Source organism: Streptomyces sp. Isolate_45 (genome assembly GCF_024721315.2).
Lineage (GTDB): Bacteria > Actinomycetota > Actinomycetes > Streptomycetales > Streptomycetaceae > Streptomyces.
Genome location: NZ_JANFAK020000082.1, coordinates 1 through 20,465, shown reverse-complemented (window position 1 = coordinate 20,465; position 20,465 = coordinate 1). Strand labels below are relative to the sequence as shown.

Sequence of the window (20,465 nt, the reverse complement as noted above, 5' to 3'; positions counted from 1 at the left end):
CGGGTGCGGAGACCCCCGACTCACACAACCGGACCGTCCCCGTCAGCGTCGCCCTCCCGTGACCGCGCCAGGGACGAGCAAGTGCACTCACTGCCCCAGGTCAGACGGGTGTGCTGCGCCATGCGAGCAGCCCGGCGCCAAGGCAGCCGGCTGTGTCCCCGAGTTCGGCACGGACGACCTCCGGGCGCCGCTGGAACGTCAACCGCTCGTCGAGCCGGGCACGGAGCGGGTGCAGCAAAAGGTCTCCGGCCTCGGCCAGGCCGCCTCCGAGGACGACCATCTCGGGGGCGAGCAGGGTGGCGGTGGTCACGAGTGCAGAGGCGAGCGCCTCGGTGGCGAGGTCCCATACTTCGAGCGCGTCCCGGTCCTCGTGTTGCAGCCGGGCCGCGACCTCGGCAGCGCTCGTGATCAGCCGACCGGACCGGGCGCTGTAGCCGGCCGCGACAGCCGCGGCGGACGCCACCGTCTCCAGGCATCCGCGGGCGCCACAGGCGCAGTCGAGGCCGTCGCGGTCGACAACCACGTGACCGAGCTCGCCGGCGTAGCCCCCGGCCCGTACCGTTCGACCGTCGCAGACCAGGGCGGTGGCTATTCCGGTTCCGATGGCGACGAAGAGGACGTCCCGCTTTCCTCGCGCGGCACCGAGCGCGTATTCGGCCTCGCCGCCCGCGCGCACGTCGTGGCCGACGGAGACGGAGAGCCCGGTGCGCTCCCGCATCAGGGCGGCGAGCGGCAGGTCGCTCCAGCCGAGGTTGGCCGCGTACACCACCAGCCCGCGGTCCTCGTCGACGATGCCGGGGGTGACGACCCCCGCATGGCGGACCGTGAGCCCGCCCTCGGCGGCCCGTTGCGCGAGTGTCGTCAGAGCGACGGCGATGGCCTTGACCACGGCGTCGGCGCCGTCGGCCCGTGGGGTGGGCAGGCGGAGCGTCAGGAGCGGTCTCAGGGAACGGTCCAGGAGCGCTCCCTTCATTCCCGTGCCGCCCACGTCGAGGGCGATCACGCATTCGCTGGAGCCGGTTGTCTCGGGCATCGCTGTTCCTGGCGGGGAGGTGGGAAGGGGAATGTGTGTCGGGTGTGGCACAGATCGGGGCGGTCGTCCGCTCCGGGGAGCGGGCGACCGCCCGATCGGCGGTATCCGGCGGCAGGCGCTCATTGGATGCCGCCGACCGACGGCAGGGTGGAGCGTCAGGCCCAACAAACCTTGTTGCCGGTGGTGTTGCGCGCGAGATAGAGGTTCAGGAAGCTCTGGGCGGCGAGGGAACCGATGCGCTGCTCCGCTCCGCCGTAGCTGTTCTCGGAGGAGTTGGCGTAGGTGTGGCCGTCGGTGAAGCGGTTCTGCAGCGTGATCTGGGCGTTGTTGTGCAGGGCCTCCCAGGTGGATGCCGGGGTGGAGGCGAGGTTGTCCTGGCCGTAGAGGGAGACCGCGAGGTCGAAGGCGCCGAAGTAGGCGGGGAACTGGGTGCCCCAGTCGTTGCCCTGGGGGTAGTAGATGGCGGCGGAACCCGGCTGGTAGATGGTCGCGGTGGAGCCGTCCGCCTTGGTGAAGCCCTTGTCGACGAGGGCGTCGTACACCACATCGACGTTGTGCTTGGCCACGACCGGGGCGCATTCGCCGGCGAGACCGTACGTCATGCCCTGGTGCAGGCTCTGGTCGAACCCGAGCATGTAGAGCGGGTGGACGATGCTGTGGTTGACCAGGGTCCCGTCGTCGTTGATGTTGGTCCCCTTCAGCCAGGTGGCGGGGACGATGCCGTTGATCGGGGTGTTCAGGGTGAGATCCGCGGGACGGGCGGCGGCGGCCAGCAGGAGCTGGTTGTTCCGGGTCGTCCACGCCGCGGCATCCTGGTGCTCCGGCATCATGCCGGCGGCCAGGCCGAGCAGTGCGGCGTTCCAGTTGTCCTCCTCAGCCTTGCTGTCGCCGGGAGTGACCACGGAACCGTCGCGGCGGGTCATGTAGAGCTGGTGGCCGCTGGTGCCGACGGCGTAGACGTCGTTTCCGGTGGTGAGGCGGTTGGCCTCCGCGACGATCATCGCGGTGACCTTGGTCCGGTCGGACTCGGAGAGCTGGTCCCACATGAGCCAGGCGGCCAGTCCGTCGTAGTAGGTCCACAGCGCGGTCTGCCAGCCGTAGCCCCAGGCAGTGGCCGAGTTGGTGTTGTTGGCCTTGTGGCGGGCGGCGATGGTCCTGATGAGGTTGATCTCGCGGATCGTCGCGTTGGCGGCGGAGAGGTTCTGCGGGTCGTACACGTTGAGCTTGAGCGCGGTGGCCGTGGTGAGCGCGGTCATCGCCGGGTAGCGGATTGCGGCCTCGTTGGTGCCGCCCAGGTTGAGGTAGCCGTCGGCGGCGTACGCGGTGTACGTGGAGGCGTACTTGGGGCCGATCAGATAGCGGGCGCTGTTCTGGAGGATCTGCTTGGTCCGCGCGCCGGCGGGGTCGGTGGCGGGGTAGGAACCGAGCTGGCTCCAGTCGATGGGCCGGACATCCGTGGAGAGGGCCGCGGCGGGGGATGCGGCCGGCACGCAGACGGCTGCTGAGAGCACGAACCCGGCGAGGGCCGTGCGGAGGGAGTGGGTCAGTTTCACGGAAGACCTCCGAATTGGGGGGGGGTGGGGGCCTGCTCTCTGAGGTGCGGTGATCTGACCACAAGGCCGAACGGGCGGCGTGCCGCTTCTTCCAGTGGAAAATTCGTTCTGTGGTCGGACCGGGGGCGTGGGAGGGCACGACAGCCGAATCTGCGGCGTACCGCCACACGCGATCCGGGCGGAAGGAGAGCCGGGGAGTCCAGGGGCAGGCCCGGCCGGTTTTACGGGCACCGCGGACAGGTCGGGCAGTACCACGTTCACCACGGGGCAGTCCGCGACCACGGCCAGGACCTACTACTACGCCCGCAGCGGCACCGGCTACGGGTACTGCGACGACATCAGGGTCGTACCGACCTGACCGGGGCACACCCGGCGCCGTTGCCGACCCGTACCGCTGGCCGGGCCGGGCCGATCAGGAGAACTCCTCGCCCGGTGGAAGACCCTGCTCCGCCCTCGTCGAGGAGGGGGCCTCGTGCCGGTAGCGGCGGAACACCCGCGCGAAGTGCTGGGAGGAGGAGAATCCGAAGGCGTGTGCGACGGTGGTGATACTCGTTCCCGGTTCCGCGGCCAGCCACTCCCTCGCCCGATCGATCTTGCGGCGCAGCAGGTAGTCCTTGGGGCTGGTGCCGGTGGCGGCACGGAACACCTCGTAGAAGCGGCTCGTCGAGAGGCCGGACATCGTCGCGAGGTCGGCGGCCGCGATCGGCTCGGTCAGGTGCTCCTCGATCCACTCCAGGATCCGGGTGATGTCGCGATGGGTCCAGGCCTGCGGCCTTCCCGCCTCGCTCAGGGACGCGGACAGTTCCAGGACGGTCGCGCTGAGGAGGTGGTGGGCCAGTGCGTCACCGATCCAGTCCGGCTCCCGGGTGAGGAGTCCGAAGGCGCGCCGCAGTCCGCCGGAGACCCGGTCCGAAGCGGCCCAGACGCCTGGTCCGGACGGGTCCGACAGCAGGGCCGTGGCGCGGTCGATCGGTTCGCCGGACCCTGGGTGCCCGGCCCTGACGACCAGCCAGGTCAGTTCGCCGCGCTGCTGCGCCGTCACTCCGGTCCGGTAGGTGGTGCCGGGCGGAATACGCAGGGCCTGACCTGGGCTCACCTGCGTCTCCACCCCGTCCACTTCGAAGGTGAATGCGGCCCAGGTGGGAAGGACGAGGACCAGCAGCGAGCGGTGGCGCTTCGCCGGCAGAGGGCCGTGGGCCCGCAGGCACCGGTAGTGGCCCAGTGCGAGCAGTGGCTCCATGCCGCGCTCTGCGAGATCGACGATCCGGCGCTCCGCAGTGGTGGTCAGATCGATGTCGTCGCTCGCCAGGCCGTCCTCGAACGGAAGGGGTGCCCCGCCAGTGGGTGGGCTCAAAGGGCTGGAAGGGCCTTCGGCCCCCGGGCTCGCTGTCGTCACCGCAGACCGCCTGCGGGCTCCCCGGGCCGTCCCGTACTGGGCCTCATGGTGTTCGCCTCCTCGAGGATGTTCATCGGCGCCCAGGTCGTGAACTGTTTCGCCGGAGTACTGCCCCCGCTCTCAGGAAACCCCTGTGGGCCGGTCGGATCCACCGCCAGGGCGTACGGGTTCGGTCACGTCTCGCACGGTTCCTAGGGGAACGATGGGTAGGTGCGACACATGCCGGAGAGCGGCTGTCCCGTACGGACCGACCCTGGGCGCGAAGTAGCGCCCACCTCGGTCCGGCTGTCGGTGGGCGGGCCGAGGGCGGGTCGATCCATCCAACGCGCTCCGGCACGACGTGGGCTCAGGCCCAGGAGGCGACCCTGGTCGTCGACGGCTTCGAGATCGAGCTGGGCGCACAGCGTGCCGGCGAGGCTGGGCTGACCTGGGCGCTCTTCTGCAATCTCGGATCGCGCGTGATGAGTGAGCCTTGTCTCCCAGGCTCACGTCCGGCGTGATCCTGGGACAACCGATTGGCGGGGGTACTCGTAACCGGGCCATGACCTGGGTGTACGCGGGTGCGTCCCCCGCCTGGCCGGGAGCGGGAACGAACGCCGGCGGCCGACAGAGGCTGTCCGTGGCCAGTGGATCTTCGTGGTCAGCCCGCCGGAGGAACGTCCGGGGGCATGGTCGTCCGGCTCGCCGGCTGGAGCCCCTTGGTGGGCCCCAGCGGCGTGCTGATGACCCCGGACGATGAAGATGACCCGAAGGGAACGGCCTGGCCGATGGCATTCGCTTCGGGGCGCGGTGTCGGCCGGCCGTCACCGTTTCCGGGCGCCGCTGAAGCGTCCCATTCGAGGGCCCGCACTCGCCGAGCCATGGCCCCGCCCCGGCCCGCTGGGTTCGGGTGCCGGACGCGACCGGGCTCTGACCTGCGCTTTTATAGACCCCTAGCCTTCCTCGGTGGAGATAGGGGGCGCTACGTATTGTTCCCCCATTTTCCCCACGTGTTCTGTGGATATCGGAAGCAATCGGCCATATCGCCCCATTTCAGGTCACCATCTCAGATGGCTCCGAGCAGCCGTTTCGTTTGTGGAATGCGGGCAGTGTCGGGAATGCGAATCTCCGACGAGAACGCGGAAAGCAGGTCGGCCATGTACTCCTCCCTCGCTCCCGGCTACCGGCAGATCGTCAGGGCCGCCCCCGTCTGGCAGCTTCCGGACGTCGCGACATGCCCCCACACGGCCCGTGAACAGGTGAGCAGGACGCTCCGGGACTGGGGGCTGCCGTGGATGGTCGACGACGCGACTCTCATCGTCTCCGAGCTCGTCACGAACGCGGCGAAGCACGGTCGCGCACCGGTTTGGCACACCCTCAGGCAAGTGACCCTGCACGACACGGTGGTCGCCGTTCACCTCGCCGTCGGCGACGGGGGCGAAGGCTGGGCGGACGGCACCGTTCATCCCGCCGACTGGGAAGAGACCTCGGGCAGGGGTCTGGAGATCATGGACGCCCTGGCCGCTGCCTGGGGTCACAGGCGACTGGCTTCGGGACACCTGGTCTGGGCCGATCTCCTCGTGAGTTCCTGACCGGCGTGAGACGGCGCTCCTGAGCCGACCGCGAACGCGGGACGTCCTCACCTCGGTGGGGGCAGCGTCGAACGCCAGCAGTTTGTGTGGGCAGCCACGAGTCACCGTCAGCAGGAGGAGAGGCGGTGACTCGTGGCTGCCCCGTGTTGCCGTTCCTGCGCCCGCCCGCAGGCCGTCCGAGGCGCCGGATGGCCGGTCTTCGCCGCCGGTGTCATTTGACCGAGCCTGCGGTGAGTCCTGAGACGACCTGGCGCTCGATGAGGGCGAAGAGGACGACGACGGGCAGGATGGCGACCACCGAACCTGCGAAGAGGTAGTTCCACTGCACCGTGTAGTTCCCGATGAAGTTGTTGATGCCGACCGTCAGCGGCTGGCTTTCCGGGAGCGTCGTGAGGCGCAGGCCCATGACGAACTCGTTCCAGGCCGCGATGAAGGTGAAGATCACCGCTGTGACGACGCCAGGCATGGCGAGCGGCAGGGTGATGCGGCGCAGCGCGCCGAGCCGTCCGAGGCCGTCGATGTGGGCTGCTTCCTCCAGCTCCACGGGGATGGAGGAGATGTAGGCGGTGAGGATCCAGATCGCGAAGGCCAGGTTGAACGCGGCGTTGCAAATGATCAATGTCCACACGGAGTTGAGCATGTCGAACTGGTAGAACTCGCGGTAGAGCCCGACCAGCAGCGAGGTCGGCTGGAACATCTGCGTGACCAGGACGAACAGCAGGAACACCTTGCGGCCGCGGTACCGCTTGCGTGCGGTGTAGTACGCGGCCGGCAGCGCTACGAGAAGGACCAGGAGGGTCGATCCGCCGGCCACCAGCAGGGTGACCTGGAGGTTGGTGCCGAGCGTGGAGTCCGACCAGACGTCGACGAAGTTCGACCACTCGAAACGGCTGGGCAGGTAGGTGGGGTCCCGCAGCTCGTCCGCGGGGCGCAGCCCCGTGATGACCATCTCCAGGTACGGCAGCAGGAAGAGTGCGGCCAGGAGCCAGGCGACGGCGGTGATGACCAGCGTGGTGGGCTTCAGGGCCGGCCGTTTTGCGCGTGGCGGAACCTCGCTCCGATGTCGTCCTGCACGAGGTGCGTGCTCGGCGGGGGACATCTGCGTGTGCTCGGACATCAGCTCTCCTCGTTCCAGCGGCTGACCTTCAAGAACGCCAGGACCATGACCACGACCAGGGCGAAGTTGACGACGGACATGGCGGCCGATTCGCCGATGTCGGTGTTCATCAACTGGTAGGCGAAGACGGTGGAGGTGGCAGTCGTACTGCCGGGGCCGCCCTGCGTCGTTCCCCAGATGACGGGGAACGAGTTGAAGATGTTGATCAGGTTGATGACCAGCCCGACGAGCAGCGCGGGACGGAGCAGGGGCAGTGTGATCAGCCAGTAGGTCTGCCACCGGTTGGTTCCGTCGACCCTCGACGCCTCGTACACCTCACCCGGCACGGTCTGGAGACCCGCCAGCAGGGTGTACGTCGTGAACGGCAGGGACACGAACACGGCGATCAGGATCATCCACGGGCGGGCGGTGGCCGGGTCGCCGAGCCAGTCCTGGGGGCCGTCGATCAGCCCGAGATCGGTGAGTGCGGTGTTGAGCACGCCGGCGGTGCGGTCCAGCATCCACTTGAAGCCGATCGAAGTCATCAGCACCGATGCTGCCCACGGCGCGATCAGCGCCCAACGGGTGATCCTCCGGCCGGGGAACTGCTGGTTGTACAGCTGGGCCAGGCCCAGGGAGATGACCATGGTGAGAGCCACCACCGCAACGGTCCACACCACGGTCCATCCCAGAACCGCGGCGAGGTCGGGCTCGTCGAAGAGCTTGCGGTACTTGTCGAAGCCGGCGCTGCCGCGGACGAAGCCGCTGGTGCTGATCCGAAGGAACGAGGTACGGACCATTTCCTGGACGGGCCAGATCACGACCAGCAGGATCAGAACGACTGCGGGAGCTATCCAGGGCAGCGGGCCGAGCCGGGCCATGAGTCCGCTGCGGCCGCGGCCCGGCGCCGGCGTTCGGCGCCGGCGGATGCCGGAGTGATGTGACACGGGTGTCGCCTTTCCTGGGTGCGCGGCAGCGCGGCTGCCGCATGAAGTGCCAAGCGGGGCGGGAGGCCGAGGCCGCCTCCCGCCCCGCGGATCGGGGGCCGCGCGGGGCTGCCGGTCAGCGGCTTTCGGCGGCCGCGGCTTCGGCCTTCTTCTGGAGGTCACCGAGGACCTTCGCCGGGTCCCCGGCGACGGCGCCGCCCGCACTCTTCTTGATCTCGGCGGAGACGGCGTCCCAGCTGGTGTCACCCAGGGGGTAGAAGGAGGCGTTCGACAGGAGTTCGAAGAACGGGGCGAGATCGGCGTGCTTGCCGTTCGAAGTCATCTCGGCCAGCGTGTCCTTGGTGACCGGCATGAGGTTGTACAGCTCGTCGAACTTGAGCGTGTTCTCCTTGGCGTACGTGAAGTCCAGGAACTTCTTGATCTCGTTCTTGTGCCCGTTCTTCTTGAACGCCATCGTCCAGTCGGCGACGCCGAGGGTGGAGGCGAGCGGACCGTCCTTGCCAGGGATGGGAGCGACCGCGTAGTCGACCTTCCCCTCCTTCGCGGCCGCGATGAGCGAGGGGTGGCCGTTGAGCATGGCCGCCTTGCCCGCGGCGAAGTCCGCGAACGCGGTCTTGCGGTCGGTGGTCGCGGGGTTCGCGTACGTCAGGCCGCGGTCCACGAGGTTCGACTTCAGCCAGGCGTAGGTGTCGATGTTCGCCTGGCTGTTGATCGTGTACTTGCCTTCCAAGCCGGTGAAGCCGCCACCGTTTCCGAGCTGCCACATCATGCTCTCGCCCTGGGCCTCTTCGGGGCCGAGCGGCAGTGCGTAGGGAGTGACACCGGGGACCTTCGCCTTGACCTTCTCGGCGACGTCCCGCACCTCGGCCCACGTTTTGGGCGGCGTGCTGACGCCGGCCTGCTTGAGCAGGTCCTTGTTGTAGAAGAACGCGCGGGCCGAGGAGACGAAGGGGATGCCGTACTGGGTCCCCTCCACCTCGCCCGCCTTGGCGAAGCTGGGGATGAAGTTGGCCTGGGAGACCGCCGACAGCACGTCGTCGACCGGGTAGAGCAGGTCGTCGGCGACCTTGTCGGCGTAGCCGCCCGTCTGCAGGATGTCCGGCACATTGCCGCTCTGCACCATGGTCTTGACCTGCTTGTCGATGTCATTCCAGTTCACGACCTGCAGATCGACCTCGATGGTCGGGTTGGCCGCCTCGAACCGCTTGACGACGTCCTCCCAGTACGCCTGGGAGCTGTTGGCCGCCGAGTCCCCGTAATCGGCCGCGACCAGCTTGAGGGTCACCGGGTTGTTGGCCTTGGAATCGTCCAAGGAACAGGCGGTGAGGGAGGCGGCGCCGAGTGCACACAGGGCGGCGAGGCTGAGGACCTTCTTGTTCACAGGTGTACCGCTTTCAACGTGGGGCCAGGCCGTGCGGGGCCGGGCTCGGCTTTGTGAAAAGGCGCATGGGCTGGTGCTGTGGCGGGTGGCGCCGGCCGGGAAGTCCTGGCGGGGAGGGGGCACCACCCGCTTGAGGTCACCCGGATTGCGGGGCCTGCTCCCACTCCACCAGCACGCTGCCCGCGTCCGAAGTTCGCCGGAGCAACAGTGGAGGCACGAAAAGGACGCAGGGTTGCGGAACGGTAGGTAGGAGGGTGGGTAGGTCTCGGTATTCCAGTGGGACCGGCGTGCCGCACGGCGGCGCATGCGCACGCGGTTGGCCGCAGTCCAGAGGGCCATCCGGCGCTTCGTGCGTCCCGCGCCGGCCTTCCGGGCGCGCTGTGGGTCGCGCTTTCCGGAGGGGGTGGACGGTCGCCGCACGCCCGGTGATACGACGGTCCTCGCGCCCTCCCGCGCCCCGTGGCAGCGGGCAGGGAGCGAGTTCGCAGCCGACCGGTGGCGAGGTAACGCCGGTGGCTCGGTGCGGGGTTCGGATCACAGTGGTCTAAACCACTGCTGATCCGGTGCAATTTTTAGCACGACGGATTTAAGAAAGAAACCTGCAAAAAGTTCACGCCATGGTCGCCGGTGACGCGGACCGGCCTGGGTGGCGGCGAACCGCCAGGTCAGAGGCTAGGTGAACGCTCATCGGTCGTGCGGTGAAGAGGGTGGGTGTGGCGGAGTTGGGGTGGCGCTTCATCTCAGAAAGTGGACTAGACCTGTGAAGGGTGCTCCGCTGGAGGTAGCTTCAGCGCCGATCCTGGAAGCCCTTGGCGGCTGACCGGAGAACGGGCGGCCGTCAAGGCTGCGCCACGACCGCGAGGACGGCCACGCCCCCGGGAGCTTGCCGGGGGTTGGGAAGCGGGATTCAGTACCTCCGCTCCGGCCCAGCGCCCCTTGTTCAGTTCTGCTCACCGCTCACCCAGTGAAAGGCCACTGATGACCCTCGTAACCGCGCCGTTGGACGGTCGAGCCGTCGGACTTGCCGCCGTGCCGGACCCGGTCTTCGCCGGGCGGATGGTCGGGCCGGGTACCGCCATCGATCCCGTTCGCGAACCGACCGAGGCGGTCTCACCGCTGGACGGCGTCGTGATCTCCCTGCACCCCCACGCGTACGCGGTCATGGATGCCGAGGGTCGCGGAGTGCTCACCCATCTCGGCATTGACACGGTCAAGTTGAAGGGCGAAGGCTTCGAAGCGCTGGTGAAGAAGGGCGATCGGGTGACCCGTGGCCAAGGCGTCATCCGGTGGAACCCCGCGGCAGTCGAAGCGGCCGGAAAGTCCCCGATTTCCCCGGTGGTCGCCGTCGACGCAACCGCCGACAGGCTCCGGGAGGTGATCGAAGACGCACACGTGACGAGGGGCGAGGCCCTCTTCACGTGGGTCTGATACCTCCGGTGCGGCGGGGATTCAGGTGGTGGCCGGCACAACCGGCCCCGATTCGTCCCAGTCGCCATTCCTGCATTCAACATTTCGGTGCACCAGCCCCGCCGAGGCTGGACATCGGCGGAGGCTTCGAGGGCGCAGCCACCGTCAAGAACACGGACAACTGGAGCTTTTCGTGCCGACACTCTCGCCACCTCTGTCGCCCTGCCCTCACTGCGGAACGCAGCCGGAACGCATCAGCTGGTCCATCAAGAGGATCGGGCCGGTGATCGTGAAGATGGAGCCGTGTGGCCACAGGTTCAGGTCACACACGGCCCCTGGCCTGCAGCTCCACGTCCCCGGCCGGAGCCCGCTCGAATCGAGCGGACTGTGGGGGTGGCAGGAAACGGGATAGTCCACCGGGCGGGCAGCCGCCGCATGCCGACCCCTGCGGACCCGGCCGGAGCCGAGAGACGCAACCTCGCGGCTCGGGCCGAGGTGCCTTACGGGATGCTGCGGGCGACGCCCGGCCCGCGCGGGCCCGCGGGCTGCGGGCCGCTGGTGACCAGGGAGGCATGCCTGGCAGGGCGAAGCTCGGGCGGCAGGACGTGGACGCGCCGACAGCCCGCGTCGGCAAGCAGGTCGATGTCCCTCTGGGCGGTCGCGTGGTCTATGGACAGCGCCCAAAGGCCCGGCAGCAGGACGACCCGGTGTCGTCCCATGCGTATCGCGCGGGTCAGGTCATCCAGTCGAGGCTTGTTGCCGGACCCCGGAAAACCGTTGTCGAAGTAGACGACGGGCGAGGCCAGACCGAGCCGGGCGGCGAACCCGAGCAGCGCAGCGCGGTGAGCGTTCATGTTCAGGGGGTCGCGCGGGTAGCACCGGAGGTACACGGCCGGCGGGGTGTGCATGGAGGGTGCAGCGGTCACGAGGCTCTCCTCTGGCTGGGGGGCGGAGTGGGAGTCCGGGCCCCGGTCCCTCCATTAGGCCGCCCGGCGTCCCGCGCGATGGCGACGCGACAGCCACGGTGTAGTGACGGCTGGAACCTATGGTGCGGAAACGATGGGTGGTCCGCCGCGGGGCGCGGGCGAGGACTGGCGGAACCCGACCGCGGGTGGCGGTCGCCCTCCGGGATGACGGCATCTCTCCGCCGATGAGATTGCGACGCCCTGACACCCACGCAGTGGCTGCAGCGGTGACTGGAGGAGGTGGCTGAATGCGAACGTGCCGTCGTGGACGCCTCCCGTGCTGGAGACATCGAAAGCGGGTCTCTCCCACCGCGTGAGCGATGGGGGAGACCCGCCATCTTCAGCTTCTGCCAGCCCGTGGATCAGCCTCCGGTCGGGCGGGCCTGCACCTTCGCCCACTCCTTGACCCCGGGGCCGTCGCCCTCCGCTCGCGGCTGGTGGGGCGGTTCAGAGGGAGACCCCCAATTCCCGCAGGAACGCCACGGGGTCGGTGTGTGCGTCGTAGTTGTTGCTGGTGCGGGCCTCGAAGTGCAGATGAGGGCCGGTCGAATTCCCTGTGCTGCCGGACAAGCCGATCTCCTGAGCGGCGGCGACCTGGTCGCCCTGCTTCACCGTGATCGTGCTGAGGTGGGCGTAAAGGGTGTACCTGCCGTCGGCGTGCTGGATGATCACGGCGTTGCCATAGGAGCCCTGCCAGTCGGCTGTCACAACGGTGCCGGCGGCGGCGGCGACCACAGGGGTGCCGGTCGGGACGGCGAGGTCGATGCCGGTGTGGAAGCCGGCTGCCCATGCTCCGGGCTGCCGGTAGGGGGTTGTCACCACGGCTCCCGACACCGGCAAGGCCCCGGGTCCAGTGGCTGGCTGGACTGCGGCCATCTGAGTCGTTGCGCCAGGAATATCCGGAGTGGTGTCTTGCTGCGTCTGAGACTGCGTCTCCGGTTGCGGGTCGGGGGCGGCGTACCGGTCGAGTCGCTGCCTGTCGCAGCCGGGGTTGAGTATCAGCCCAGGCTGGAGGTTTTCGTCGGGGTCGGTGCCGTTGGCTATCGCGTTCTCGTTCTTATTCTCGTCCCTCAGTTCCTCCCGGCCGACGCACGGGCCGGACGCCAGGGAGTTGGGAATGTCGCCCTTCCCTACGGTGAAGGATCCATCGGCCTCGCAGGCCGGGCTGTCTGAGGGGTCTGTGTCCGGTGGGGTGGCGGGCGCTGGGACGGCGGGTGTGGGGCTCTGACTGTTACGGGTCAGACCGGCGGAGACGGAGCAGTGGGGCCAGGCTCCGGGGCCCTGTTCTTCCAGGACCTTCTCGGCGACGCTGATCTGCGCTTCTTTGCTCGCCTCGTGCGCGTTGGGTGCGTACGCGTGGCCGCCGAAGGCGGCCCAGGTGGCGGCCGTGAACTGGAGGCCGCCGTAGAAACCGTTGCCGCTGTCGATGGCCCAGTTGCCGCTGCTTTCGCACGCGGCGACCTTGTCCCAGGTATCCGGGGCGGCGGCGGCCGCGGCGGTCGCCGCGCCCGCCACGGTGAGGAGGGGGATGGCTGCGGCAATCACGAGGAGGCCGCCGAGGAGGTGCCGGCTGCCGAAGTTCAGGGATGAGACATGGAGGTAGCGCATCAAGGGCTCCGTGGGGAAGAAGTGAGGGCAGCGCGTGCGCGCCGTCGCCTTGTGCGGAGGGGGAGCGAGGAGCGGTATGAGGCAGTGATCGACCCCCGCCGGGCTGGGCGGCGCTGAACATCGAGATGATCGGGTTGCGCGGAGGCAGGGGCGGCCGGGGCTGGTTTCCTGCAGGATGTTCAGGCAAAAGTGGGCGGTGCGTGGGTTGCCGCCTGCCCTGGCGCTATGCGAGGGGGCTGGCCGCAGATCCGCTGTCAGTAAGGGCCGTTCACGTTGTCGATGGACCCGTAGCGATGGGCTGCGTAGTTGCACGCTGCCGTGATGTTGGCAATCGGGTCGTAGATGTCCCAAGAGGTGCCGGCCACGTGGTAGGCGCGGAAGGTCGGATCGATGACCTGCATGAGGCCCTTGGACGGGATCCCTGCCTTGGCATTCGAGTCCCAGAGGTTGATTGCGAAGACGTCACCGCTCGACTCGCGCATGAGGTTCCGGTAGATCCCGTCATAGCTTCCGGGAATCCCCTTCCCCTTCAACACCAGCAGCGCATGCTTGATCCAACCGTCAATTCGCTTGTCAACGGCAGGTGCTGCGGATGCCTGAGCGGGCATGATCGCGCTGCTCGTGCCGAGCAGCAGCGCTGCTGCTGCGAGCCCGCCCGCGGCGGTTCTGAGTACTTTCGAAGTGAATCTCTTCGCGAGGGCGGAAGGAGGCATGGCTTCGTCTTTCCGTGGATGCCGTGAGGAGGGCTTGGCCTTTCGTGCGTTGTGAGCCGTCGAGTTTCCTGCCTCCGCAGCGTGCGGCGGGGCGGCGAATCGGGGCTTGGTGGCGGGGGAGGCTGCCTGCGGTGCCGGGAGCTGACCAGCCAGCTGGTCCGCGCCGGGGGTGTCCACTGGGCAGGATTCGTCAGGTGCGCCCGGCGGACTTGTCCCGCTGCCATGGTCGGGCAGATCCGGTTCTGGCCCAGAGGTGCGGCGTAGGGTCCGTCGGTCGTGGCGAGAGTGTGCGTGAACCCACGCGTGGAAAGCAACCACCACTTTGAAGACCGAAAGGGTCGGTCATTAGGGGGTCTCCGTCGCCGGTCCGGCCGCAAGCCGTACGTGCCGTGGCCGTGCCTCGGCATAGGAATGCGCAGCGCGGTGAGTGCGCGCACGGCGTCGCGGAGTCGACTGTGAGACGCGCCGGGATGACCGGCAAGATCGACCACATCGGAAGCCCCGGGCTCGGGACTGCTGGGTGCCCGACACTGTCATCGCCCTGAGCTGTTCACCAGCCATGTCGTAGTCGTTCCGGTCGGCCGGCATGGGACGGTGGCCCATCGGGGCGCCCCTTCGGCAATATTCCGGACGGGGGCGGGGGAACGGTCCGAGACAGCTGCTACGTTGCGCCGCTTCGGAGTCGGGCGCAGCAACGAGGAGATCGTCCAGTTCCGCAAGGGCTGGATGGAAGGCTCCCGCTACGGCGAGATGAAGGGCTACGACGGGCCGCCGATCCCGGCACCGCAGCTGCCGCCGGTGCCGTTGAAGGCGCGCGGGCGGGTGCGCTGAGCTGTGCTTTTCTGCAGTAGGTCGATCAGCCAACATCAGCCGAGGAGATGACAGCCCCGAGGCCTGGCTGTTGACCTTGCCCCGAAGGTAGGTCAGATTGCGATATTTGGAGTACTGGCGACATGTCGTGATTGATAATCAGATATAACTACACGTACAACATTCCTCGCAGCTCGAACAGGGACACTCCCTGATCGGGTCGTTCGAGGAGGATCCATGCAGCACTTCGCCGTTCGCGGGAACCCGCGTGTGGGGAGAGTCCGGGGGTACGTGTCGAAGCACGGCGTTCGGAAAGCATCGTGCACGGTACTCGCTGCCGCAGCCGTTCTGACGCCGTCCGTCGCCCTGGCGGCCCCTGCCGCACCCGGCACGTACGCATACGTCGCCAACACGGGCCAGAACAAGGTCCGGGTGTTCGACACCGCCACGAACGCCCTCGTGACGAGCATCGACACCGGAGCGTTCAGCGGGCCCCTGCAGGTCGCCGCTACCCGAAACGGCAAGAAGGTCTACGTGACGGAGCGGGACTCGGGCGCCGTGTCGGCGATCGACGCTCTCACCAACACCGTGGTGGCCGAAATCCCCACGGGGAACGGCACTCCGGAGAGCGTGGCCATCTCGCCGGACGACAGTCGCGCCTATGTCACCGTGGAGGGGAACGGACTGGCCAACCGCGTGGTGGCGATCAACACCGCCACCAATGCCATCGTGGGCACCCTCGAGACGGGGGCGGACACGCTCCCGAACGGGCTGGCGGTATCCCCGGACGGGAAGCGACTCTACGTCGCCTACCGGGGCGCAGGTGTGGTGGCAGTGATCGACTCCGCCGCCATGACGCTCATCACGACGGTGGACGTCGGACCGAGCGCACCGCGAAAGGTGGCCATCTCGCCGAGCGGCGCACGTGTCTACGTCACCGAGAACACCTCGGGCGAGGTATCGGTCATCGACACCGCCACCAACACGGTCGTGGCGCCGATTCCGGTCAACCAGGGGCTGGACGGCGTGGAGGTCTCGCTGGACGGAAAGCGCGTCTACGTCGCCGACCGGAACAACGCCCGGGTGGCGGTCATCGATGCCGCCACGAACAGCGTCGTCACTTCGATCCCCACCTCCGGGGATCCTGCGGAAATGGCGGTTTCCCCCACCGGAGCCCGGCTGTACGTCAGCCACCCCAACGGCGCGCACGGGGTATCCGTCATCGACCTCGCCACCAACTCCGTCTCCGCGACCATCGACAGTCCCGAAGGCGCGCTCATCGGAATCGACCTGGGCTCGGTGCCGGGGACCTCGAAGGTGTCCTGCCCGGCCGGCAGCGCGCTGACGGGCGGCGGCTTCGGATCCACCGGTCCCGCACCGGATCAGCTCGTCAGCAGGCCGGTACCCGGCACCAACGACTGGGAGGTGAACGGGCAGAACAGGACGCGGGACGACGTCACCCTCACCCCGTACGCCGTCTGTGTCACGCCATGACGGCCTCGCGACGACCCGAAGGCAGCCGCCGACCGCCCACGGGCCCCGGGTCCACTTCCAGCGGACAATGATCAGGAGTAAGTGCATGCCGTCTGAAAGCACAGCAGCAACGCGGCGGAGCGGTCCGCCACGCCGGACCGGATGGGTCGCCGGAGCCGTTGTCTCGCTCGCCCTCACGGGTGCCGGTTTCGCGGCGCCCGCAGCCGCCGCCACCCCGCAGGACCCGTCGGACGCGCAGTACCTGACGGTGGATCCGCCTCCGCAGCACGACGAATGCGCCGAGGGGCGGCCATGGGTCGAGTGCGAGCCCCACCCCGGAGAGCCTCCGTTTCCTCCCGGACCCCCCGGACCCCCCGGACCGGCTGGAGCCCCCGGTCCTCCGGGAGCCCAGGGCGCTCCGGGGGTCCCCGGCCCGGCAGGCACCCCGGGATCAGCCGGGCCCGCCGGACCCCAGGGAGTAGCCGGACCTGCGGGCCCTCCTGGTCCCCCCGGACGCGTTTTCCCCCTCGTCGTCACGGGTCAGCCCGTCTTGATCCCCGCGGCCCCGTAGCGGCACCGGGCCCCGCGCGGGCCGCCGCACCGCACGGCCGGCACGACCACGTGCTGCCGGCCGTGCGGCGCACCTGGCGGCACGAAACCACGGGCGGGAGCGGCTTTGGTGACAGGCACACGGAGCGGTTGCTGCGGCCGGTCGGGCTGTTGGGGGGCGACGACCGTACCGAACCGTGACGTGAGCGGTCGGTGCTGTGCGTGTCAGCCGTGGCGCAGAGACCCCAGCAGGCCTTCCGGGAGGTACTCCGAGTGAGCGTCGGCCACCGCCGCCGGGTCGGCGGGCCGGTCGAGAGGAGGGTGTTAGGGCCGGCGCGGCAGCGACACGGGCTCGGCGCTTCCGAGTCGCCGGGCGACGTCCTCGCGACATTGTGGTCGAAGGTGCTCATCCGGCGGCTGCCGAGGGTGGGCAGGATGTGGTGCTCGAGTAGGGACTCCAGGGTGTGGAGCGAGGACTCGGCGAGGTCGCGCCGGCGCGCCTTCCATTCCGCGGTGTACTCGCGGAACCGCACCGCGCCGTACTTCTGGATGCGCTCGGCCTTGCCCTGGTTCCTTGGGGCGGCCTTCTTCTCCTGGTAGACCGTCGTTAAGCGGTCGATGGCCTTGTCCTGGGTGGAGAAGCCGGCCTCCTCGGACGCCAATGCTGGCCTTTTGCTGGCGCTGGAGGGTCCAATACGTTCCTGACCTGCACGAAAGCGGATATCTCGTGTTACGTTCTGAAACTGGATCGGCCGGAGCAACGAGGAGGTCGTACAGGCGCGCCAGGACTGGATGGAAGGCGCGAGGTACGGCGAAGTGAAGGGCTACGACGGCCCTCCGATCCCCGCTCCGCAACTCCCGCCGCGGCCACTGAAAGCGCGCGGACGGGTACGCATTGACCCAATGCCGACTTTGGTGACGGTTCGTCAGTTCGCCGGATGTCTTCCGATGGTCTCGAAGGAACCGCGGACAGGGTCCTCGGGCTTGGCGCAGCAGCTTGTGCGGAGCGTAGTCATCACAGGTTTCGTCGCACGGTCCGGACGCAGAGGGCGCGTGGGGCTGGCGCGTCTGCGGGCGGATTGCGCGGCCCTGGGTCGGGGAAGTTCTGACCGGACCGGCGTGCAGGGACCTGGGGGTGGCGGTGGCGGGTGGGAGCGACGAGTACGCGCGCGAGCGGGCGCGGCAGGCCAAGGAACGTGAGCGGCGCCGGAAGGCTGCCGATGCGGAGGCCAAGCGCAAGGCGCGCGAGGAGAAGGTCGCCCACGAGGCCGCGCGTGCCCAGGAGGCCGTCGACAAGACGAGCGTGACCGAGCACGACGTCGAGCAGCTGGCGGGACTGTTACGAGCGGCGGTGCTGGATGGCCGGCCCCTAACCTTCGACAGCCTCAAGCAGCATTTCGTCCCTGCGGTCTTCGCGCCGTCCAAGAGCCGCACGAAGCCCGTTCCCCTCCCGCGGTGGGGAGAGTACGAGCCCGAGCCGCCGCGCGGCTGGCTGGGAGCGCTCGGCTTCGGGCGCCGGTCGTACGACGCGGAGGTCGAGGCCGCGCGCAAGCAGTTCGACGAGGCGCTTCGAAACCATGCGCGCGAGGAGCACGAACGGGTCGGGAAGCTGGACGTGGCGCAGGCCCGCCATGACGAGCGCAACCAGCAGGAGGCGGCTCGCGTCGAGGAGTGGAATTCCGGGATCGAGGCACGCCGCGCCGCCTATCGGGACCGCGACGTCGAGGCGGTCGAGTGGTTCATCGACCAGGTCTTGGCCGCATCCACTTATCCCCACGGCTTCCCGAAGGCGCACCAGGTCTCCTACCAGGCGGATACGGGAGACCTGCTGGTCCAGATCGACCTGCCGCTGGAAAACGTGGTCCCGGTGGCTCGTGCCTATCGGTACGTGAAGACCCGCGACGAGATCACGCCCGTCCCGAGGCCCGAGAAGGAGCGCCACGAGCTGTACGCGTCCGTACTGGCGCAGACGGCGCTCCGGACCGTCCACGAGTTGTTCGCGGCGGACACCGACGGCGTGGTGAGGTCTGTGGCGCTGAACGGGCACGTGGCGACCATCGATCGCGCCACGGGCCGCGAGGTGCACCCCTGTCTGATCACTCTCCAGGCGGGGAGGGAAGAGTTCGGTGAACTGGTGCTGACCCAAGTCGATCCGCAGGCCTGCCTGAAGCGGCTGCGGTCGCTGATCTCACCGAATCCGTACGAGCTGGAACCCGTGCGCCCGCTGGTCACCTTCGACTTGAGCAAGTACCGGCTGATGGACAGCATGGACGTCGTGGCGGGCCTGGACAGCCGTCCCGTGCTGATGGACCTATCACCCACGGAATTCGAGCACCTGGTCCGGCAGTTGTTCGAAGCCATCGGCCTGGACAGCGTCAACACGCGGCCCTCGCAGGACGAGGGTGTGGACGCGGTGGCGATGAACACCGACCCGGTCATGCGGGGGCTGTGCATCATCCAGGCCAAACGCACTGCCAAGGTGGTGCCCTTCGAGTCGGTGTCCGCCCTGGCCGGTGTCGTGGAGCACAAGCGGGCGGCCAAGGGCATCCTGGTGACGACCTCGTGGTTCGGTCGGGCGAGTGAGGCGTTCGCGAACGACCACGGACGCCTGGAACTCCTCGACGGTGCCAACCTCGTCCACCTGTTCAAGGAACATCTCGACCTCGACGTCATCCCGGGCCCCGTTCCTCCCAAGCGTCGGCCTCGCTGACGACGTGCCTATGGCGTGAGCCCCGGGCGCTCCACGCTGGACTTCGGTGCGGCGCCTAGAGCAAGAAGGACAGAGGCTGCGGAGAGGGCTGCCAGGACGGCAAAGAGGGTCGGGTATCCGCCGAGGAGGCCGGCGAGGGCGGCGCCGGCCCAAGGGGCGAGGGCTGCGGCGATGTGGGCGGGGGCGCCGAGGAGGCCGGAGAGGCGGCCGTAGTGCGTGGTGCCCCAGCGGTCGGTGACGGCGGTGGCCTGGAGGAGGGTGAGGTTGCCGCGGACGATTCCCGCCAGGACCGCGAGGACGACGAGCAGGGGCATCGGCCCTGGGATGAGGGCGAGGGCGGCTGTGGTTGCGCCGCCGAGGGCGATGAGGGTGGCCGTCCGGGTCGTGACCGATGTACGCGCCGACAGGCTTGCGTACAGGGTGCGGCCGAGGGTCTGTCCTGCTCCGCCGAGTCCCAGTGCCCAGGCTGCTGTTGACGCGCTGGCGCCGCGTTCGGTGAGGAGCGGGATGAGACCGATGACCACCGCGTACATGGCGAAGCTGGAGAGGGTGAATGCGGCGGCCAGGAGGAGGAAGGGGCGGCTTCGGGGGATCGGGGTGCGGTCCGTTGTGGGTGGCTGGGGTGGGGCGGCCGGCCAGGGGGCGCGCAGGGCCAGGGCGTGTGCGGGGATGGTGATGGCCGCGAGGATCACGGCGAGGACCGCGTACGTCTGCCGCCAGCTGAGGTGTTCGGCCAGGACGGCGGTCAGTGGGGCGAAGACGGTGGAGGCCAGTCCGCCGGCGAGGGTGACGATGGTCAGGGCGCGGATGCGGTCGGGGCCCCACCAGCGGGTGAGGGCGGCGAAGGCGGGCGGGTAGAAGGTGGCCGCCATCGCGATGCCCGCGAGCATCCAGCCCAGGAAGAAGACGGGCAGGCCAGGGGCGACGGCGATCAGCAGGAGTGCGAGCACGCCGATGACCGAGCCGGCGGTCATGACCGCGCGGGGACCGCGCTGGTCGAGGATGCGGCCGACCGGGATTCCCACCACGCCGGAGACGAGAAGAGCCATGGAGAAGGCGCCTGTTGCCGCGTTGGCGGACCAGCCGGTGTCGGCGGTCAGGTGTGACAGGAGGACCGGGAAGGCGTAGTAGACGATGCCCCAACTGGTGATCTGGGTGGCGCACAGCGCGGGCAGAGCGGCGGGGGGGGGGGGGGGGGGGGGGGGGGGGGGGGGGGGGGGGGGGGGGGGGGGGGGGGGGGGGGGGGGGGGGGG

General features: G+C 68.9%; 13 protein-coding genes and 4 pseudogenes. 6 read left to right on the top strand and 11 right to left on the bottom strand.

What is annotated here, in order from left to right:
* Positions 1-100 precede the first annotated feature (100 nt).
* The 4 genes and pseudogenes from NOD94_RS24540 to NOD94_RS24525 all read right to left on the bottom strand — a co-directional run.
* Positions 101-1,033 (bottom strand): ROK family protein, encoded by a 933-nt coding sequence (locus NOD94_RS24540; RefSeq protein ID WP_281208246.1) that lies wholly within the window; start codon positions 1,031-1,033, stop codon positions 101-103.
* Between the two features lie 155 nt (positions 1,034-1,188).
* On the bottom strand, positions 1,189-2,586 hold the full coding sequence (locus tag NOD94_RS24535; RefSeq protein WP_281208245.1) for a hypothetical protein: 1,398 nt from the start codon (positions 2,584-2,586) through the stop codon (positions 1,189-1,191).
* A gap of 412 nt (positions 2,587-2,998) precedes the next feature.
* On the bottom strand, positions 2,999-3,940 hold the full coding sequence (locus tag NOD94_RS24530) for an AraC family transcriptional regulator (RefSeq protein WP_281208244.1): 942 nt from the start codon (positions 3,938-3,940) through the stop codon (positions 2,999-3,001).
* A gap of 668 nt (positions 3,941-4,608) precedes the next feature.
* Positions 4,609-4,719 (bottom strand): annotated as a pseudogene (locus NOD94_RS24525) (IS5/IS1182 family transposase); the annotation flags it as partial.
* Positions 4,720-5,118: 399 nt separating this feature from the next.
* Between NOD94_RS24525 and NOD94_RS24520 the strand changes: the two are divergent.
* A complete protein-coding gene (locus tag NOD94_RS24520) occupies positions 5,119-5,553 on the top strand; it encodes an ATP-binding protein (protein WP_281208243.1) in 435 nt (144 codons plus the stop codon).
* 211 nt (positions 5,554-5,764) lie between these two features.
* Here NOD94_RS24520 and NOD94_RS24515 read toward each other — a convergent pair whose 3' ends face one another.
* The 3 genes from NOD94_RS24515 to NOD94_RS24505 form a co-directional block, all read right to left on the bottom strand.
* On the bottom strand, positions 5,765-6,652 hold the full coding sequence (locus tag NOD94_RS24515; protein ID WP_281208257.1) for a carbohydrate ABC transporter permease: 888 nt from the start codon (positions 6,650-6,652) through the stop codon (positions 5,765-5,767).
* Positions 6,653-6,669: 17 nt separating this feature from the next.
* Positions 6,670-7,530: a sugar ABC transporter permease gene (locus NOD94_RS24510; RefSeq protein WP_281208256.1), complete on the bottom strand. Its 861-nt coding sequence runs from the start codon at positions 7,528-7,530 to the stop codon at positions 6,670-6,672.
* Between the two features lie 181 nt (positions 7,531-7,711).
* Positions 7,712-8,977, bottom strand: a complete 1,266-nt coding sequence (locus NOD94_RS24505) for an extracellular solute-binding protein (protein ID WP_281208242.1) — start codon at positions 8,975-8,977, stop codon at positions 7,712-7,714.
* A 978-nt stretch (positions 8,978-9,955) separates the two neighbouring features.
* Here NOD94_RS24505 and NOD94_RS24500 point away from each other — a divergent pair.
* The gene (locus NOD94_RS24500; RefSeq protein ID WP_281208241.1) at positions 9,956-10,405 is read left to right on the top strand and encodes a PTS glucose transporter subunit IIA; all 450 of its coding nucleotides are present in this window, start codon (positions 9,956-9,958) and stop codon (positions 10,403-10,405) included.
* A gap of 479 nt (positions 10,406-10,884) precedes the next feature.
* Here the strand turns inward: NOD94_RS24500 and NOD94_RS24495 are convergent, their stop codons facing one another.
* From NOD94_RS24495 to NOD94_RS24485, 3 genes and pseudogenes are all read right to left on the bottom strand, one after another.
* Positions 10,885-11,310, bottom strand: coding sequence for a hypothetical protein (locus tag NOD94_RS24495; RefSeq protein WP_281208240.1), 426 nt, complete (start codon positions 11,308-11,310; stop codon positions 10,885-10,887).
* 486 nt (positions 11,311-11,796) lie between these two features.
* On the bottom strand, positions 11,797-12,957 hold the full coding sequence (locus NOD94_RS24490) for a peptidoglycan DD-metalloendopeptidase family protein (RefSeq protein ID WP_281208239.1): 1,161 nt from the start codon (positions 12,955-12,957) through the stop codon (positions 11,797-11,799).
* Between the two features lie 254 nt (positions 12,958-13,211).
* Positions 13,212-13,523 (bottom strand): annotated as a pseudogene (locus NOD94_RS24485) (transglycosylase SLT domain-containing protein); the annotation flags it as partial.
* 828 nt (positions 13,524-14,351) lie between these two features.
* Here NOD94_RS24485 and NOD94_RS24480 point away from each other — a divergent pair.
* The 4 genes and pseudogenes from NOD94_RS24480 to NOD94_RS24470 form a co-directional block, all read left to right on the top strand.
* Positions 14,352-14,501: pseudogene (locus tag NOD94_RS24480) on the top strand (pirin); the annotation flags it as partial.
* Positions 14,502-14,771: 270 nt separating this feature from the next.
* A complete protein-coding gene (locus tag NOD94_RS24475) occupies positions 14,772-15,974 on the top strand; it encodes a beta-propeller fold lactonase family protein (RefSeq protein ID WP_281208238.1) in 1,203 nt (400 codons plus the stop codon).
* Between the two features lie 1,257 nt (positions 15,975-17,231).
* Positions 17,232-17,396: pseudogene (locus NOD94_RS41455) on the top strand (pirin); the annotation flags it as partial.
* 241 nt (positions 17,397-17,637) lie between these two features.
* The gene (locus tag NOD94_RS24470) at positions 17,638-19,212 is read left to right on the top strand and encodes a restriction endonuclease (RefSeq protein WP_281208237.1); all 1,575 of its coding nucleotides are present in this window, start codon (positions 17,638-17,640) and stop codon (positions 19,210-19,212) included.
* 8 nt (positions 19,213-19,220) lie between these two features.
* On the opposite strand, the gene NOD94_RS24465 is transcribed toward NOD94_RS24470, so the two are convergent.
* On the bottom strand, positions 19,221-20,465 hold a 1,245-nt coding region (locus NOD94_RS24465; protein WP_281208236.1), incomplete at its 5' end, for an MFS transporter.

Excerpts from the sequence above, each read along its gene's own strand:
- NOD94_RS24540 (WP_281208246.1), bottom strand. The coding sequence starts at position 1,033 with ATGCCCGAGACAACCGGCTCCAGCGAATGCGTGATCGCCCTCGACGTG.
- NOD94_RS24510 (WP_281208256.1), bottom strand. The coding sequence starts at position 7,530 with ATGGCCCGGCTCGGCCCGCTGCCCTGGATAGCTCCCGCAGTCGTTCTG.
- NOD94_RS24520 (WP_281208243.1), top strand. The coding sequence starts at position 5,119 with ATGTACTCCTCCCTCGCTCCCGGCTACCGGCAGATCGTCAGGGCCGCC.
- NOD94_RS24515 (WP_281208257.1), bottom strand. The coding sequence starts at position 6,652 with ATGTCCCCCGCCGAGCACGCACCTCGTGCAGGACGACATCGGAGCGAG.
- NOD94_RS24490 (WP_281208239.1), bottom strand. The coding sequence starts at position 12,957 with ATGCGCTACCTCCATGTCTCATCCCTGAACTTCGGCAGCCGGCACCTC.
- NOD94_RS24500 (WP_281208241.1), top strand. The coding sequence starts at position 9,956 with ATGACCCTCGTAACCGCGCCGTTGGACGGTCGAGCCGTCGGACTTGCC.